Here is a 16,511-nt window from a genome sequence, read left to right on the forward strand (position 1 = left end):
TCACTCCTTCAAACCGATTGTGCGAATTTCATAAGCAGCCAGTGTTTCTCCGACTGATTGAGGCTGTTCTTCTTCCAACAAATTAAGCAGGCAACGATCTGTCTTTTCTTTCTTCGCGACAAAAGGTGTTGCTGTATCGGCAAGATTGTACCCTCTTAGAACGAGCAAGTCATCTTGGCGACGACGTTTAAGAGCCGTGATCGCCACTGTAGCGCCATTGGCTTCCACGAATTGTGACTGTTTTTCTAATAGACCTGAGTGGATGGCTGTTTGCCGGGCGATCCAAGGCACTTGAGCTGCTTGTGCTTGTCGATAGGTTTCGTAGCGTTCGTTGGCTTGAGCATGCAACTCAATCCCGTACTCAAATGTATGCTTACCGATACATTGCGCTTCTGGTGTTGGGAAATAGCCCCAATCGCCAAGTTCTCCTGTGCATCGTAACAATGTCAAACAAATTTTGTCTTCTACGATCTCGTATTCATTCAAACCAGTATTGGAAACTGTGACGCCGAAATCTTCCTCATGTAAATTAACAAATGCGTGTTGATGCTGCGGATTTGTCGGATTTTGCCAATGACTAGAGACTTTATTCGGCCTTCTAACTGCTTCATAGATACTATCAGCTTCATGTTGATCCGTATGGATACCCGTAGGGAAAAGCGCCCGTAACCGGTGGTCTTTGCTTTGGTTGTTCACTGTCGTTTTAAAACTGATTCGTTTACTGTTGCAGTCCAAGCGAATTTCTGTTTCCAAGGTAAATGGCACTGTTTGTTGCGCCCTTTGTGCTTTACGGAAACGGAAATCGACGACTGCTTTTTGTTCTTCAAGTAATTGCTCATCAGCCGATACTGGAATTTGCATCATCTGCGTTACTTTAACGACGCCATAAAGAGCAGAATTTGCGATGACCTCAATTTGATGAGGAAAAGCTGTTGAGTAAATGGCGCGGTCCCCTTCAGGTTGTTTGAAAATATACTCATTGCCGATATCGCCAACATCTTCAAAAACCAATAAATCCGTCAATTCTTTCCCGGTTGCTTTTTCTTTGATGGTCAGACTGCCGTTTGAAGTGATCGTTGCTTGGACAAACGCGTTTTCTAAAACACGACCATCTGCTGAAACGATTTTTTCTGTCGTAGATGCTACTTGTGGCTTGTCAGCCTCAATCAGTGCAAAGGTCTGCCATGAAAATTCCGGCATTTGATCCACTTGGACTTGTACATTGACAAAACGCTTCATAAAAGGAATCCGAAAAGCGTCTTTCGGTAATTCATAGTCAAAAAGCACTTCTTCTTCGCTGATTTTTGCCGGTAAGATCTTTCCTTCAGAATCAATGATTTGGTAAGAACCTTTAGGCTGTTGCTGCAACTCTTGATATAACCGGCTAGGAAGCCCTTCTCGGAATGTTTTCCGGCTCAGTTCTACTTCCACTTCAACGATGCCCGAACGTGTCGTCCCTGAGGTATTAAAAACTACAAATGGTCGGCTTTCTTTTGGAAAAGCGGAAGTATCGATGGCATTTAGCAACTGTGCTACTGCTTCATCAGCGACATATTTGCCGATTTCATTGGCTTTTTCAAACCGCGGCATCATCTCCCGATGCACTTCGTCCACCGAACAGCCACAAATACTGTCATGAGGATGATTTTGCATCAATAGCTTCCAAGCGTGGTCCAGCACATCGTGGGGATACTTCTTCGTTACCTCATACGCCATCGTTGCTAATGGTTCAGCCACATTTTCCAATTGACGTGAGACGCGCGTATTCCATTGTTTCAAATAAACCCGCGAGGAGGCCGTGTTGGCTAGCGTATACCAGCCGTCTGTCTCTTGACTTGTCAATTCGCCGCTCACGGTCCCAAGGTCTGCTGGCAAATCCGCTTGAACTGCTGCAAGGTACTCTGTGAACCCAGCATGCTTGAATTCATAATCAGGGAACAATTCATTCGCTAAGCGGATCGCTTCACTGATATTTTTTTGGACAGGCTGATGATCCACCCCATTCATCATCAAGTAATGATTTGTCGAACCAAATTTCTCAACATCTTGCAATTTTTGAGTCCAAAACTGGTGTGCTTCTTCCCGATCAACCGGAATCTCATTGCCATTGGAATACCAGTTGGCAAAAAGTAGACCAAAGATCTCACTGCCATCTGGACCTCGCCAATTCATTTCTGAGTATTGGGAGGTAAACTGATCATCCGGTAAAACTTCGTTATCAAACCCGATTGGCTTAACTCCTCGACCAAAAGCTGCACTGTGTAAGTTGGCTTGCTTCATCATTTGCGGCGTTTGGCCCATATTCCCGAATGTATCGGGGAAATAGCCCAGCATGACGGGTGTTCCCCATTTTTTGCTTTCAGCCATCCCAATCAACATGTTGCGGGTATTGGACTCTGAACTAATCAAAAAGTCATCTTGAAGAATATAAAAGGGACCAATTTGTAATTTTCCTTGATCGATTGCTCGTTTGACCGCTGCCCGCTTTTCCGGACGAACTTCCAAATAATCATCTAGGATAATGGTCTGACCATCTAAATGAAAACTGTGGAACTCAGGATCTATCTCAAACAATTCCAATAGGTCATCCATCAATTCAATCAAGCGCATATGGTGTTGCTCATAAGGCATATACCACTCACGATCCCAATGACTATGAGATACGATATAAATTTGTTTTTTCATTGTCTAACTCCTCTCGTTTTTGCCGGAGATGCTTATTTTTCTACTCGAATATCAAAGTAATCCATGACAAGCTCACAAAACATCATATTGGCCCATGAGAACCATTCCCGGGTATATTTCGTCGGATCATCCACATCGAATCCTTCATGCATCAAATGGGTGCCAGCATCGGTTGCAACTAATTGATTGAGGATTCGTTCTTTCTCCGCCTTATCTGGTGTCGTCATGCCTTCCATTGCCATCGCGATCGGCCACACATAGTTTTCTGGTGTATGAGAGCTTCCGATCCCCTTCGCATATTTTCCTTCATAGAAGTAAGGATTTTCGGAACTGAGCAACGTTTTGCGTGTGGCTAAATAGGTTTCATCTTGATCTGATCCGTAACCTAAATAAGGGGCGGCAATCAAATTCGGTACGTTGCTATCATCCATCACAGTGGCATTGCCTTGACCATCGACTTCATAGGCATAGATCGTTTGACCCGCTTGATTGGTGGTTTTGCCAAACGCATCGATCCCTGCTTGGATCTCTGATTGGAGCTGTTTTGCTTGAGTAACAATCGCTGGTTCATTCAAGATAGAACTAAAAATCTCAACAATGTAGCCTAAAACCACTACAGCAAACATATTCGAAGGAACCAGATAACCATAAGCACATGCATCGTCACTGGGACGAAATCCCGACCAGGTCATACCAGTTGGTACGACAGGCGCTCCTTTCCCGTCATTGATCAAGGTATCTTCTTTACGCCATGTTTCTCTCTCAAAGCGATAAGGAGATTCTTGATGATTTTGTTCCGTGGCAAAAACATGAAGGGCTTTTTTGATACCGCTCACAAAATCGTCATTAAACTGATCTGTTCTGCCAGTATTCTTATACAACAGGTACGCCAATTGAATGGGATAACACAAAGAATCGATCTCATATTTTCGTTCCCAGATCCAATCATTCATCTCTGTCAAATCGCTTTGATGCCCGGCGCCATTTGCTGCTTCATTAAAGGCATTGGCATAAGGGTCGATATTGATATAAAAAAATTGCTTCTTGACTAATCCGCTGATCATCGCTGCCAGCTCTTCATCTTCCTTGGCAATTACTAAATAAGGCCGTACCTGCGCGGTTGAGTCTCGCAACCACATCGCCGGAATGTCCCCTGTCAGTAGAAATGTTGTGCCATCTTCATGGCGTTTGACCGTTGTCAACAATGTGTTAGCAAAAGCAGCATTGAAGTTTTTTGCCCAATCCGCATGTTCACTTCCGCAACGTTCGGTTATTTCCTGCATAAAGTTTGCAACTGAATTTGGTATTTCTTGATAAGCCATTTGGTCACCGTCCTAAATTTGATATATCATTTTACGAATTCAGTATAACGATGTTTCTCAGCATTGTCTAGTGCAATTTGACAAAACTCTATTTTCAATTTTGAACGAATATGCTATCCTGTGAATATGATATATCAAAAAAAGGAGATCAACTCATGAAAGAACCATTATACAAAAAAATTTATCACGAATTGTATGAGCAGATTCAAAGCGGTGAGTTAGCTCCGGAAAGCCGTGTCCCTACTGAAAAGGAATTGTCAGAGAAATACCAAGTGAGTCGCATCACCTCCAAGCGAGCCTTAACTGAATTGGAACAAAATCAGCTGATCTATCGTATTCAAGGAAGTGGCAGTTTTGTTCGTAGACCGATCCAACCTCAATCAAAGGGGAAAGTGCTGTTTATTTTACCCTTCGCGAATGACCTTTCCCTTGGCAATTTTACGGAAGGCATCTATCCAGTCATGCAGGAACAGGGATTCGAATTGATGCTGACACCTGTTGATTATCTAGAGCAAACCACGGCCGAAGCGTTGACAGAAGAATTTGACGGAATGATCTACTACGCTAACAACACGAATTCAAATTATGATCTGCTTTTCGAACTGGCTTCACAAGGGTTCCCTGTCGTCACACTTGATAAAGCACTGCATGAGTTCTCATTCCCAGCTGTTTTGGCAGACAACTTTGAAGGAGGACAGTTAGCGACTGAACATCTTTTGGCACAAGGTCATCAACGCATTGGCTATATTTTTGGTGAACGTCACCATCCACAGTCTGTCCGCCAACGTTATCTAGGCTATGTGGATCAATTAAAAAAGCAACAGTCGTCTTTTCGAACAAAACTTGATGATCCTCAGGCACTTTTGTCATCAGCTGTTAGTTATATTCAAGAGAATCAGTTGACTGGGGCTGTCTGCGAGAATGATCTTGTCGCCATCGAATTGATGCGCCAATTGAAACAAGTTGGGGTTCAGGTTCCAAAAGAGTTTGCTGTGATCGGCTTCGATGACATTCAAGCGGCTGCATTGGTGGATCCACCTCTCAGCACTGTAAAACAAAATTTTGCCGAGTTGGGTCGTTTGGCTGGTACAAAATTAGTACAGTTGATTCAGTCAACTGCTGCCGACTTATCTACGCTCGCCAAAGAAGATGAGTCTGCAACAGCGAATCAGAAAGTCGCAGTCACTTTAGTTGTCAGAGATTCAACAATTGACCAAAAACAATGACATAAAGGAGCAAACAAAATGAAAGTAACAATGATCGATACGAGGCATGGGACAGATAATCAATACAGCTTTTCTCACGGCAACTGTCTCCCTTATACAGGGGTTCCGTTTGGCATGAACTATTTTGCCCCTCAAACAAGCGACCAACGTGGAAGTTGGTGGTTCCATCCTGAAGACCGTACGTTTCAAGGATTTCGACTGACCCATCAGCCAAGCCCTTGGATGGGCGATTTTAGTCACCTTACTTTTTTGCCTATTAATGGGAAGTTATCAGAAAATACACTATTTCATGCCCAAAGTTCCTATCGTCCAGAAGAAAGTGTCTTCAATCCAGCTTGTTTACAAGTGAAAAGCCAACGCTACCAACTCACTACAACATTGATCCCAAGCATGTACGGAGGCATTCTGGCTCTAGATGGTGCAGTGACTGATCCTGGCTTAGGAATCTCTTTGCCTGGGCGCTATCAGCTGCAGCAAGTCGACGAACAGACCGTCAAAGGACAGGTCATCAATTACTCTGGCTGTGAAGACAATGACTTTGCTTTTCACTTCATCTTGCGTTTTGAAACAGCTGTTCATGCGATTGAAGGGGAATTATCAGGAGAAAATGGCTTTGTGGTGATTCGTTTTGAAGAAAAAAATCAGCAAACGATCCGTTTTGGGACATCCTTTTTAAGTTCTCAGCAAGCCTTTCTGAATCTCAGCCGTGAGTTGGATCAAACAACAGCTGACTACTTGTCTAATGCGCAGCAATCATGGGAAAATTACTTGAATCGAATAGATATCAAGCACCACGATCCAAAACAAGTTTCAACTTTTTATCATAATTTTTATCGGTTGTTTTTATTCCCGCAGACTTTTTATGAACGAGATCAATCTGGTCAAAAAATCCATTACGATACACTTGCCAAGACCATCAAACCAGGACCGCTTTATACAAACAATGGTTTCTGGGATACTTACAAAACAGTCTACCCACTCTTTTCTCTGATTGCGGTCGAGCAGCTAGAAGATATGTTGGAAGGATTTTTGAACAGCTTTAAAGAAAGCGGATTCTTGCCAAAATGGTTATCACCTGATGAGCGAGGGCTGATGCCAGGTACATTGATCGATGCTGTGATCGCTGATGCCTGCGTCAAAGGAATTCGACCTGACTTGATGCCAGAGTTCTTAACAGCTATGAAGAAAGCAGCCTCCATTCAGAGTCCAAATCCAAATTATGGCCGGCAAGGAACTGCCGATTACTTGAAATACGGCTATGTTCCTAGTGAGTACCATGAATCTGTCAATCATACCCTTGATTATTGTTACAGTGATTTTTGCATTGCCCAAGTGGCAAGTTCTCTGGCTGACCCTGAAGCAAGCTACTATCAGCAGCAAGCAAAAAACTATTTAGCGATCTTTGATTCAGAAACAGGCTTTATGCGAGCAAAAGACAAAGCCGGTGATTTTCGGACGGATTTTGATTCCTATCGTTGGGGTCGTGATTATGCAGAAGGGAGTGCGTGGCAAAGTAGCTTTGCTGTGTTCCATGATTTTGCTGGCCTGATCGCAGCTCATGGCGGCAAACAATCCTTTGAACAAAAACTGGTGGATTTGTGCAATCAAGCTCCCCATTATACTACCGAGGGCTACGGTTTTGAGATTCATGAAATGAGTGAAATGGCGGCTTTGGATTTTGGTCAGTTAGCTATCTCGAATCAGCCTAGTTTCCACTATCCTTATCTCTTTAGTTACATTGGCAAACCAGAAATGGCACAACCATTGATTAAACAATTGCTGACCCAATGTTTCGATGATTCTCCAAAAGGGTATCCTGGAGATGAGGACAATGGCAGCATGTCCGGTTGGTATGTTTTTAACGCATTAGGTTTCTATCCTGTCACTCCTGGTACCGGCGAATACGTTTTGGGGATGCCTTTGCTTGACGAAGCGACACTCTTTTTGTCGAATGGAAAAGAACTTAAAATCCACAGCACGCCAAATCAGCCGCAGCAGCAATTTATCGACAATGTGACTCTAAATGGTAAACAACACTCTCGGTTGTTCTTTACTCATGATGAACTGATCGCTGGTTCGACGATCCGCTATACTCTAGGCATCGTTCCCCGCAGTAAGACTTGGTCAGCGGAAGCTTATCCTTATAGTCTGTCGCATAGTCAAGAGTCGAATGAAGACCATAATGAAAATCGGTAGGTACCTTTTTTAAAGAACGAGCAATACCGAAAGAAAAAAAGGTTGCGACATAAGGATCAACCAAACTAAACTATCTGAATGACAGTAATTGAATTGCGCGAGGTATTTCCCACTTATGGAGATACCCTGCTGACCGCAGGACAATTACAACAACCTTCAGATAGTCAGTTTGTTGAAGAACTTATGTTGCAGACCTTTTTTTTGCTGGTTGCTCTTTTGCAGCTATCAATCAATGAACCGATAGCCTAAATCGATTAGATCAATGCTTAGATTCCTGTAACGCCAAAATCAGTTCAATGGTTCGCAGCACACCATTTTCATCATTGGAGCGGGTCACAAAAGCTGCAGCTTCCTTGATTTCCTCAAAAGCATTTTTCATTGCAAAGCTGTAGGTGCCAGCGGCCATTAATTCGCTGTCATTCAATCCATCCCCAAAGACCATCGTTTCTTGGGGACTCACTGCCAGCAAATTCTGTAATTGGGCTACTGTTGTCCCTTTATGGACACCTTGATTAGTGATATCGATCCACGCAGCTTCTGAAGCAACGATGTAGGCATCTGCTGCAAAAGAAGACAGCTGCTTGACGCTATCGAAACAACGTAACTTAGGATCATATACCGTCACTTTCACGAAGTCTTCTTGGATCTCACTATAACTGGTGACCGTTTTGACAACACGATAAGAACCTCGAACCCGGGCTGCCTTTTCTTCCGTTGTCGTTTCCTTGATATAAGCGGCTGTTGGGGTACAAGCAATGATCACATGGTCATCTGCTATTTTTTCTAATCGTTGGATCAAACGCTGCCCCAATGCATTTGGGAGTAAGGATTCAAACACATAGCCTCCTTGATGTTTGATTCGTGTGGCACTATCCCCTAATATCCAGATTTTCGCTGCTTGATCCCCAAACAGTTCTTCTACGCGCTCGCACTGCTTGCCAGTACAAGCGGCAAAGGCTATCCCTCTTTGTTCCATCATCTGGCTGACTTTATCAAAATAGGTTTGATCAAAGGCCCCCTGGCTATTTAAAAATGTTCCATCTAAATCTGTAATGATCAGTTTGATCATCTCATTCCACATCCTTCGCCGCGTCGCTGCCGCTCTATTTATTTAACTACCTTAATTAAATATACTTATTTAACTGAAAACCGTCAATCGCTTTAGGAACTTTCTTTACATTGCTGCGCTTCATCGCTATACTTAATAAACTAGGTTCACTAAAGGAGGCAATAACATGTCTGCCAATAAAAACTTGATTCGCCACCAGAATATTCAAGTCGTCTTAAAAGAATTGTTTCAAAAAGGGACCTCTTTTGCATCCGATCTGGTAAAAGAGACCGGCATCAGCATGGTGACGATCAATTCTTTATTAAAAGATCTTGTTTCAGAGGGAATGGTAACGAAAGGCAAGCTCGTTCAAAGAGAGATTGGGCGCCCAGCTATCGAATATTGCTTTAACTATAAGTACTCAAAATCATTGTTGCTCGCTTTGATAGAAGTAAATCGTCAATTGGAGTTGAGAAGCTACCACATCGATTTGAAAGGAACGATCTTAGCTGCGCAGCACCAAGCTTTTTCCGAGATCACACCGACAGCCTTTCAGAATCTTGTCCGACAATCTATCGAAGCTTTCGCTGATGTCGAACAGATCGCTGTGCTGTTGCCAGGAAAAATCAGTGAGGGTGTCGTGACTTCCAGCTGGTATGAAAAGTTTGATGGATGGGATCTTGACCAGTTATTCAAGGAGATTACGCCTATTCCTTGCTTTTATCAAAATGATGCCCATTTGCTGACCGTTGGCCATTGTATCGCCAAGCAGATTTCTCTCTCGGAAAACATCGTAGGTATTTATAATCCCGAAAACAGCATGCCAGGGATCACGTTGATCTTCAATGCTTCTCTGTTAGAAGGCCAAAATGCGCTTGCTGGAGAAGCAAAATACTTACCAGGCTTTATCGACAAAGGTGCTCCAAAAAGTACTCAAGAATTGGTGGCCCGCTTATCTGCTTTAGTGCCTTTTTATAATGCTGCTTTTGCTCCTGATCGCTTTGTTTTTGCCAGTACAGCAGCAATAGAAGAAGACTTGCTAGCGGCTATCACTCACGACCCTTTTATTACCAAACAGCCGAATCATCCTGTATATACCTTTGTTCACGACTTCGACCAAGCCATGATCTTGGGTATGCACTGGCTGCTTTTCCGCAATACCCCCTACGATCTATCTTGCTAAACCTTTCCGTTGGGCATTGGGAGTTGCGCCAAAAAAACGAACGAGTAGATCTCTCCTTTTTGCAGGCGAAAAGTTACGCCAAATCAGGGGATCACCGTTCGTTTTTTGTTTACGCAACAGTAATTTCGATCAAATTCCCTTCAGGATCTTGGATCACCGCTTCATAATAACCATCCCCTGTTGTGCGGGGACCGCTCAGCAGAGGAAAGCCATCTGAAACAAAACGTTGGGCATAAGCATCCACTTCCGCTTGGCTTTTCAGAGCCATCGCTAAGTGCGTGTAACCCAGTGTATCTGTTCCACCAGGGTGAAGATGCTGCTTTGTCGTTAATTCGATACGACTGCCAGAATCAAAACGCAAAAAATAAGATTGAAACCCAGTCTTGGTGTTGTGATATTTTTCAGAACGTTGGGCACCAAAATACGTTTCATAAAATTCGGCCATTTTTTCTAGATCACGAACCCAAATGGCAATGTGTTCCACAAACATTGTATCCCTCTTTTCGCTTTTTTATGAAAAGAATCCACTTTACTTGTCCTTTAATCATGCACATCCAAATTCTTCTCTTATTCATTGTATCGAAGTTTCTTCTTTCCAGCAATTTTATTCCTATCACAGAGCAATCCTCTTTCTTCTTATTTCCTCTTATTTTAAGCCATTACTTGAATGGTTTTTCTGAAACCAGTCGCAATAGTTGCAGTTCCTCAAAAATTTCTCTAAAGTGAAAGAAAATAAGTCATCGATCAAAAAAGATTCTCCAGTTTGCGAAGGAGGAATGAAAATGAACATCGCAATCATCGGTGCTGGACCACGAGGACTGTCACTATGTGAAAGGTTGATTGCTCAAGCAAGTATCAATCAGCAGTCCCTATCTCTCACATTGATTGATCCCTATCCCCCTGGAGGCGCTATTTGGCAAACGAATCAACCGCAAAGTTTGCTACTCAATTCTGTGACCAGTCAAGTCACCCTTTTTACTGACGAAACGCTAGAAACTGGCGGCCCGATCAACCCCGGTCCCAGTCTTTACGAATGGGCAAAAAAAGACGGTAGGAATTTTGCTAAAAAAAATCAGCCCTCACTGGTATCAGAAATTGACAAGTTGGATCCTGACGGTCATTGTTCTCGCGCATTATACGGGCTGTATCAGAAATGGTTTTATCAGCAATTGGTTGAAACATTGCCCCCATTCATCACATTCACGTATTTGCAGGAAAACGCCATTGGCCTAATACCGAAACAAACGCACTATTTACTAAAAACAGACAGGCACTCTCTTCAATCGGACCGAGTGATTCTGGCAGTTGGGCATCATCAAGTCTCGCTCACTGAAGAAGAAGATCGATTAAACGAATTCGCCCGCCAAAAAGGCTTTTTGTATTCTCCGCCTCAGAATGCAGCGGATGTCGATTTTAATAAAGTTAAAGGCGGAGAACACGTTATTCTCCGAGGTCTAGGATTGGCGTTCTTTGATTATGTCACCCGTTTGACCACTGATCGCGGCGGTGTCTTTATTGGTACTGATCACCTTCGCTACATTCCTTCTGGCAATGAACCAACAATCATTGCCGGATCAGGAAGAGGTTTGCCATACCACGCACGAGGAGCCAATCAGAAGCATCCAACAGAACAGATTCTGCCTCGCTTCTTGACAACGGAACGACTCCGCTCTTGGCAAGCGAAAGGTCAAGATCAGTCCACTGAGTTTTTCTTTTATTTGCAGAAAGAAATGGAACTTGTTTATTATCAACGCTGGCTGTCTCAAGAGTCTGAAGATGATCAAGCGGCTTTTACTGAACAATTTGTCCGCCAAAATGGCGCCGTCGATGTTTTGACAGACTTCCAAATTCCTCGCCAAAATTGGTTGGACTGGCGCTATATCTTCGATCCTTACAAAAGAAAAAAAAGCCAATCGGTTCGCGACTTTCTGTTGACCTATCTTACTTGGGATGTTACAGAAGCGGCCAAAGGAAATTTAACAAGTCCGATCAGTAGTATGTTTGAATTGTTAAAAGATTTGCGTGATCCGGTTCGCTTTATGCTTGATCAGCAATTGTTTTCGCCAAAAGCATTAAAAGAAAAATTCTGGCAGTCTTTCGTTCCATTGAACGCCTTTTTATCGATTGGCCCCCCGCTTCAGCGCATTCGTGAATTGATCGCACTGATCGAAGCGGATATCGTCACGATTCTTGGTCCAAAGATGATCGTTGAAGGAAGCGGCACCTTTGTGGCCTATTCAGCCAGCTATCCCCAACAACGATACGCCGCTAAGCAGGTATTGGAAGCTCGGATTCAATCGACGGATATTCGTCGTACCGCTAATCCATTGTTAAGACACTTACTAGCTGATGGCATTGCCAGTCCTCATAAATTATACATTCCTAAGGAGGCTCCGTTTTACACAGGTGCCATTGCGATTGATCCGGCCACAAGCCAGTTGCTTGATCCAAATGATCAGATTCAAGAAGGACTTTACTGTTTTGGTATCCCAACAGAAGGCATTCACTGGCTAACCGCCGCCACAGCACAACCGGGAACCAATGCTTTTAATTTACGACAAGCAGATCAGATTGCTGCCCATTGCTTGACTAGTTCTCTTCTTGGGGATAGGCGCTGCCTTCAATAAATTGCGATTGCAAATAAAAACCGATACAATAAAAGAAAAGGCTCAAGGAGGTTGAAAAATGGCAGATGAACTACAAAAGATCGATGCGTTGATCAATGAAGTCGAGAAAGTGATTTTAGGAAAACGTGATGTGATCCAATTAACTGTGGCGGCATTATTGGCAGGTGGTCACGTTTTGTTTGAAGATATTCCCGGAGTAGGGAAAACGATGCTAGTCAAATCATTGGCAAAAGCCATCCAAAGCGACTATAAGCGTGTTCAGTTTACCCCAGATCTTTTGCCCAATGATATCTTAGGTGTATCGATCTTCAATTCAGAAAACCAGCAATTTGAATTTCGACCGGGACCTATCTTTACTTCTGTGTTATTAGCAGATGAAATCAATCGGACAACACCTCGTACACAAGCAGCATTATTGGAAGCAATGTCTGAGAATCACGTGACCATCGATAATCAAACCTACGCGCTAAGCCCTCACTTCTTTGTGTTGGCGACTCAAAACCCAATCGAATATGAAGGAACCTATCCTTTGCCGGAAGCACAACTGGATCGTTTTTTGTTTCGATTACACATTGGCTACCCTGCTTTTCAAGATGAGCTTGCTTTACTGATTGGACAACGCCAGCAATCCCTCAATCAAATTCAGACAATATTGACCTCGCAGGAAGTTACCGCATTGAAACAAATGGTCGATCAAGTTTTCGTGGACAATCAAGTTGCTCGCTATGCGCTGCAGCTGGTCCAAGCTAGCCGCAACCATAATGCCATTGATTTAGGCATCAGCCCTCGTGGCGGCATTGCCTTTTTGAAAGGGGCAAAAGCATTGGCTTTGACCGAAGGAAGAACCTATGTGACACCTCAAGACTTGCAACGAATTTTGCCAGCCGTTTTTGGTCATCGCTTATTATTAAAAGGCGGGATTACTGCCAGCCAGGAAAGTCTCTCTGAGATCATGAAGCAAATGATCCAACGCGTTCCTGTACCAGTGAGGCGCTGATGATGAGCAAACAGCGGTTATTCGGAAAATATCTGGTATTTTTTGTTACTTATTTTCTTTTACTAAGCTATTGTATCATTTTCAATAATGAAGCAGGTTGGAGTCTCCTCTTTTTTGTTACTTTATTGGTACTAGCAGACTTGTTATTCATTCTGCCTTCCCTTAATAAAATCCAAGTGACTCTTGAAGAATCGATCCAAACACAAATAAACAAAGAAACGCCTTTGCCGCTGCAAGTTTTCAAGTATCGGCCAACGCTGTTGCCAATCCCAAAGCTGTCTTTGCTCTTTCAAAATCAGGAACAGACGCTCACTTTTTATCGGGGCGAATCCATCCGCTTAGAGGTGCTGTGGCTTCCTACCGCTCGAGGAGCATATAATGGACTGCCATTGACCCTCACAAGCCAGGAACTTTGGGGATTCTTCAGAAAAAGGCGGCAAATGAAAATCCAACAAGAAATCCTCATTTTGCCAGAATATCGCCCCGAGGTCCTATCCTTGATGACACTTTTTGAAAAAAAGCCGCGAAAATATACTTACGGGGAATCAAATTTCACCATTCGAAACTACCGTAACTATCAGCAAGGGGATTCATTAAAGCATATTGACTGGAAGCTCTCCAGTAAACAGCAAGAACTGATTTATCGAGAACATGAAACGGAACAACAACAGGAGTTGACTTTGTTGTTTTGGGGTGAATCTCACCCTGCTTTTGAAGACACATTGGCGATCTTCTTTTCGCTCCAAAATCTCTTGCTTAAAAAGATGCCTTTTCAGCAACTATTGATCGGCGAGGGCCTGGATTCTCCTTATCAAATCCATGCTGGAGCTTTCGCAGCGATTCAGCCATTTATCACAGTCCCAGAACCATTGCCCAAAATCTCAGGGCGTCAGGTGATTATCATCACACCGGCTGTCTCGCAATCCTTAGAAGTCTATCTGGAATCCTTGACGCCAAGCAACATGCTGCAAGTTTATACGTATCATGACCTGATCCAACGACTGTCGAACAAAGAGGTGTCTGAATGAATCCTTTGATCAAAAAAGCCATAATCGGAGCTCTGACTTACATTGCGATCATTTTGACGGTGCTGCCGTTTTTAGCAGTCTACCACTTGGGGCACCAAACTACGTTGCTTCTGTACGCCTTTCTGATTTGCTTCGTGAGTATTTTAAGTCCTCGTCTTCGCTACAGTCTGCCTTTTTACATCGTAGGCTGGTTTGTCACTCTTTACCGTTTTTTTCCTTATGGTGAAGGATTTTCCTTCACTTGGTTCCAAAGATATTTTTATGATTTGCAAACAGCTCTCAGCGAGATTCTGGCTGGCAAAGTTGGTTATATCACTGAACTTGTTGCAGTGACCATTATCGTCACCGGCATTCTTCTGTTTGCTGTGTTCTCGATCTACATCCAGCATTTTTATATTGTCTACGGTGCAATGTGTCTCTATCTGCTGACTGTCGTGATTTTTAATGATTTCAATCTAACGTGGCATTTGTTGGGGGTGTGTTTTTGCGGAGTTCTTTGCAGCCTGATCAAAACCCAACAGCTGAAAACAGTACGAGAATGGTCGTTCTGGCTGGGGCTCACCCTGCTATGTTCGTTGCTGTTGGTTGGAGCAACACTGCTGCCAAGAACCGCGATTCGCGATCGCTTGGTAGCAGCTACCACTGGTATACGCACACAAGCGAATCAACGCGGCTTTTATCAGTTTATCGAAGAACATGGTGCACCTAGCGGGTCCCGTACAGGCTTTAGCGAAAATGATCGGCAATTAGGCGGTCCTTTATTAGACGATGATACCGTGTTATTTACAGCCCAACAAGATACCCGCCATTATTGGCGAGTAGAAAGCAAAGATTTTTATTCTGGCAAGGGTTGGATCAATACGATACGGGAAGAAGATCTGCGAACAGTGCCTGATTCCCTGCGGATTGCAGATGATAATTATCAACAAGATTATCTTAAAGAAGAAACAGTCCAGCTTTATTTGCAGAATCAGGGAGATTATTTGCCATTACCTTATGGAAGTAGTCAACTGACTATTAAAGAAGGAGCCACTGGATTTATTGTGGATGATGCGGTTCAACGAGTCGATCTAATGGAGCCGCAACAACAGATTGAAGTTTCACTGGCTTGGCAGCCAGCGGACTATGCCGCTGAAACATTGCAATCCTTGCCGCTGCAACAGCCAGATACTCCTGTTGACTATACACAATTACCAGAGAACCTTCCTGCACGGATTCGGCAGCTTGCGCGCTCAATCACAGAAGATCAAAGTACCATCTTCGAACAAGTCACAGCTATTGAAAATCACTTGAAAAATTCAATTGAATTCCGTTATTCAAAAACGGATGCCGTCTATCCAGCAGAAGAACAAGACTATGTCGATCAATTTTTGTTTGAATCAAAAGTTGGCTATTGTGATAATTTCTCGACTGCGATGGTGGTATTATTACGAACGCTCGATATTCCGGCGCGCTGGGTCAAGGGTTTTTCGCCAGGAGATGCTCAAACTGAAAATGGCCTGACAACATTTACCGTGAGAAACCGCAACGCGCATTCGTGGGCGGAAGTCTATTTTGCCGGTTTTGGCTGGGTACCGTTTGAGCCGACGCCGAACTTTCAAAATCCTGATCGTCCCGAATTGCAAACAACAACTGTCTCTTCTGAAGTATTACCTGAAACGAGCAGTTCTAGTCGCGAGTCTTCTACCAGCAGCAGTAGTGAGACCAGCAGTTCCACAACAATGACGGCAACTGTTGCGCCAGCAGAAGAACACCTTTTCTCACCTGAAACATGGCAATGGATCCGTTATTTTCTGCAAGGTATCGCATGCTTGGTTTTCTTGGGATTACTGTATCTTTTGCGCCGCTACTTTTTCCGAATTCGCATCTGGTTGATTGCTCGCTTTCGCTCCGAACCATTACCAACCGCCTATCCTGTCTTGATGAAACAAGCAGCAAAAGTTCTTTTCCATGCTGATTCGGAACCTCTTAGTGAGTACGCCAGCCGATTGGAAGCTGTTTATCCTATTTTCCACGGGAGTTTTATCCAACTGACGGCAACCTATGAAGATTATCTTTACGGTGGGAAACCAATAGACGGCCAACAACAGCTGATTCTTCATGTCGCCCAGCAAATCAGTCAATTAAAGAAAATCAATCAAGTCCATTAAATGAAAGCAAGAAAAAGAACCGAAGACGCAGTACTGCATGCTGCGCCTT

Annotated in this window: 12 protein-coding genes; 8 read left to right on the forward strand and 4 right to left on the reverse strand. The window is 43.5% G+C overall.

Annotated elements, in window-relative coordinates; translation table 11 throughout:
- Both FE005_RS15530 and FE005_RS15535 read right to left on the reverse strand, forming a co-directional pair.
- A complete protein-coding gene (locus FE005_RS15530; protein ID WP_138372164.1) occupies positions 1–2,685 on the reverse strand; it encodes an alpha-mannosidase in 2,685 nt (894 codons plus the stop codon).
- A gap of 32 nt (positions 2,686–2,717) precedes the next feature.
- Positions 2,718–4,007 (reverse strand): glycoside hydrolase family 125 protein, encoded by a 1,290-nt coding sequence (locus FE005_RS15535; protein ID WP_081131491.1) that lies wholly within the window; start codon positions 4,005–4,007, stop codon positions 2,718–2,720.
- A gap of 155 nt (positions 4,008–4,162) precedes the next feature.
- On the opposite strand from FE005_RS15535, the gene FE005_RS15540 reads away from it, so the two are divergent.
- From FE005_RS15540 to FE005_RS16890, 3 genes are all read left to right on the forward strand, one after another.
- Positions 4,163–5,233, forward strand: a complete 1,071-nt coding sequence (locus FE005_RS15540; RefSeq protein WP_103299463.1) for a substrate-binding domain-containing protein — start codon at positions 4,163–4,165, stop codon at positions 5,231–5,233.
- A gap of 18 nt (positions 5,234–5,251) precedes the next feature.
- A complete protein-coding gene (locus FE005_RS15545; protein WP_113849474.1) occupies positions 5,252–7,429 on the forward strand; it encodes a GH92 family glycosyl hydrolase in 2,178 nt (725 codons plus the stop codon).
- Between the two features lie 78 nt (positions 7,430–7,507).
- A complete protein-coding gene (locus FE005_RS16890) occupies positions 7,508–7,678 on the forward strand; it encodes a hypothetical protein (protein WP_156247947.1) in 171 nt (56 codons plus the stop codon).
- A gap of 10 nt (positions 7,679–7,688) precedes the next feature.
- Here FE005_RS16890 and FE005_RS15550 read toward each other — a convergent pair whose 3' ends face one another.
- The gene (locus tag FE005_RS15550; protein ID WP_138372165.1) at positions 7,689–8,498 is read right to left on the reverse strand and encodes an HAD-IIB family hydrolase; all 810 of its coding nucleotides are present in this window, start codon (positions 8,496–8,498) and stop codon (positions 7,689–7,691) included.
- A gap of 166 nt (positions 8,499–8,664) precedes the next feature.
- Between FE005_RS15550 and FE005_RS15555 the strand changes: the two genes are divergently transcribed.
- Positions 8,665–9,660 carry an ROK family protein gene (locus FE005_RS15555; protein WP_003125946.1) on the forward strand — a complete coding sequence of 332 codons (996 nt, stop codon included), beginning with the start codon at positions 8,665–8,667 and terminating at the stop codon, positions 9,658–9,660.
- Between the two features lie 109 nt (positions 9,661–9,769).
- On the opposite strand, the gene FE005_RS15560 is transcribed toward FE005_RS15555, so the two are convergent.
- On the reverse strand, positions 9,770–10,150 hold the full coding sequence (locus tag FE005_RS15560) for a VOC family protein (protein ID WP_003125943.1): 381 nt from the start codon (positions 10,148–10,150) through the stop codon (positions 9,770–9,772).
- Positions 10,151–10,442: 292 nt separating this feature from the next.
- On the opposite strand from FE005_RS15560, the gene FE005_RS15565 reads away from it, so the two are divergent.
- Genes FE005_RS15565 through FE005_RS15580 form a run of 4 tightly spaced genes read left to right on the forward strand, consistent with a single transcriptional unit; the run spans position 10,443 to position 16,462 of the window.
- Positions 10,443–12,287, forward strand: a complete 1,845-nt coding sequence (locus tag FE005_RS15565; protein ID WP_138372166.1) for an FAD/NAD(P)-binding protein — start codon at positions 10,443–10,445, stop codon at positions 12,285–12,287.
- Between the two features lie 58 nt (positions 12,288–12,345).
- A complete protein-coding gene (locus tag FE005_RS15570; RefSeq protein WP_003125938.1) occupies positions 12,346–13,284 on the forward strand; it encodes a MoxR family ATPase in 939 nt (312 codons plus the stop codon).
- The gene (locus tag FE005_RS15575) at positions 13,284–14,312 is read left to right on the forward strand and encodes a DUF58 domain-containing protein (RefSeq protein ID WP_138372167.1); all 1,029 of its coding nucleotides are present in this window, start codon (positions 13,284–13,286) and stop codon (positions 14,310–14,312) included. Before FE005_RS15570 ends, FE005_RS15575 begins: the two co-directional genes overlap by 1 nt.
- Positions 14,309–16,462 carry a transglutaminaseTgpA domain-containing protein gene (locus FE005_RS15580; RefSeq protein WP_138372168.1) on the forward strand — a complete coding sequence of 718 codons (2,154 nt, stop codon included), beginning with the start codon at positions 14,309–14,311 and terminating at the stop codon, positions 16,460–16,462. Before FE005_RS15575 ends, FE005_RS15580 begins: the two co-directional genes overlap by 4 nt.
- The last annotated feature ends 49 nt before the right edge of the window (positions 16,463–16,511 follow it).

The sequence above is a fragment of the Enterococcus sp. M190262 genome (assembly GCF_005843965.1).
GTDB classification, from domain to species: Bacteria; Bacillota; Bacilli; order Lactobacillales; family Enterococcaceae; genus Enterococcus_D; species Enterococcus_D gallinarum.

What these genes read in the sequence shown, in the direction of transcription:
- FE005_RS15570 (WP_003125938.1), top strand. Translation starts at nt 12,346, where the DNA reads ATGGCAGATGAACTACAAAAGATCGATGCGTTGATCAATGAAGTCGAG.
- FE005_RS15550 (WP_138372165.1), bottom strand. Translation starts at nt 8,498, where the DNA reads ATGATCAAACTGATCATTACAGATTTAGATGGAACATTTTTAAATAGC.
- FE005_RS15540 (WP_103299463.1), top strand. Translation starts at nt 4,163, where the DNA reads ATGAAAGAACCATTATACAAAAAAATTTATCACGAATTGTATGAGCAG.
- FE005_RS15555 (WP_003125946.1), top strand. Translation starts at nt 8,665, where the DNA reads ATGTCTGCCAATAAAAACTTGATTCGCCACCAGAATATTCAAGTCGTC.
- FE005_RS15530 (WP_138372164.1), bottom strand. Translation starts at nt 2,685, where the DNA reads ATGAAAAAACAAATTTATATCGTATCTCATAGTCATTGGGATCGTGAG.
- FE005_RS15565 (WP_138372166.1), top strand. Translation starts at nt 10,443, where the DNA reads ATGAACATCGCAATCATCGGTGCTGGACCACGAGGACTGTCACTATGT.
- FE005_RS15580 (WP_138372168.1), top strand. Translation starts at nt 14,309, where the DNA reads ATGAATCCTTTGATCAAAAAAGCCATAATCGGAGCTCTGACTTACATT.
- FE005_RS15560 (WP_003125943.1), bottom strand. Translation starts at nt 10,150, where the DNA reads ATGTTTGTGGAACACATTGCCATTTGGGTTCGTGATCTAGAAAAAATG.
- FE005_RS15575 (WP_138372167.1), top strand. Translation starts at nt 13,284, where the DNA reads ATGATGAGCAAACAGCGGTTATTCGGAAAATATCTGGTATTTTTTGTT.
- FE005_RS16890 (WP_156247947.1), top strand. Translation starts at nt 7,508, where the DNA reads ATGACAGTAATTGAATTGCGCGAGGTATTTCCCACTTATGGAGATACC.
- FE005_RS15535 (WP_081131491.1), bottom strand. Translation starts at nt 4,007, where the DNA reads ATGGCTTATCAAGAAATACCAAATTCAGTTGCAAACTTTATGCAGGAA.
- FE005_RS15545 (WP_113849474.1), top strand. Translation starts at nt 5,252, where the DNA reads ATGAAAGTAACAATGATCGATACGAGGCATGGGACAGATAATCAATAC.